The organism is Pseudomonas sp. 1152_12 (assembly GCF_052850675.1).
The window spans coordinates 1-793 of the sequence record NZ_VXCW01000051.1; the positions used below are offsets into that span (position 1 = coordinate 1).

Annotated in this window: 1 protein-coding gene; it reads right to left on the reverse strand. The window is 58.4% G+C overall.

Features of this window, described 5'->3' with window-relative positions:
• On the reverse strand, window positions 1-793 hold a 793-nt coding region (locus FW764_RS28060; RefSeq protein WP_446436720.1), incomplete at both ends, for an RHS repeat domain-containing protein.

The window sequence follows — 793 nt, forward strand, 5'->3', positions numbered from 1 at the left end:
TTCGTAGAGGTAACTGCGGTGACGATCTGCGTGATGCTCCGCAACCAGCTTGTCGCCTTGCCAGAAAAACTCCGTGGTTATGTCATCAACGGTTTTGCTGATGCGCCGACCAAACGGGTCGTAGCGATAGCTGGCTGTTTGCCCGTTAGGCTGGGTGATGCCAATCAACCGATGCTGACAGTCGTAACGGTACTCGGTAACGAGCTGATGGCCCTTGCCGCGCTTTTGGCGGATCAGGTTACCGAAGGCGTCATAGTCATAATGATGATCGCCCTGAATCACCAACCGATTCCCCGCGACGATGTCCGGGCCGGGTCGGTCTTGCATCAGCAGATTGCCCGCCGGGTCGTGGCCGAAGCGTTCCTGCACATCTTGCGAGTGATCGGACCTAGTCAGGCGGGCGAGGGGGTCGTAGTGGTAGTGGTGTTCGCCTTTGCGGGTGTCGAGCAGGCGGGTCAGGTTGCCGGTTTTGTCGTAGTCGTAGTGGCGGCGATAGAGGTCATGGTTTTCTTGAGTTACCGCGTGGGCGTGTAGGCGGTTTTGCTCGTCGTAATCGTAGTGGCTGAGGAGCTGGCCTTGTTGGCGCTGGCGTTCTTTTCCGGTTTTGAACAGGTGGGAGGTGAGGGTTTTGCCATTCAGTTCGACGGTGGCGAGGTGGCCACCTTTGTCGTGGTTGAAGGTGATGCGGTTGTTGTCTGGTAGGCGCAGGTTTTTCAGCTGGCTGCAGGCGTCGTAGCCGTAGCGCAAGGTGCCCCAGCCTTGGTGGTCGGCGGTGAGGCGGTTTTGTGCGTCA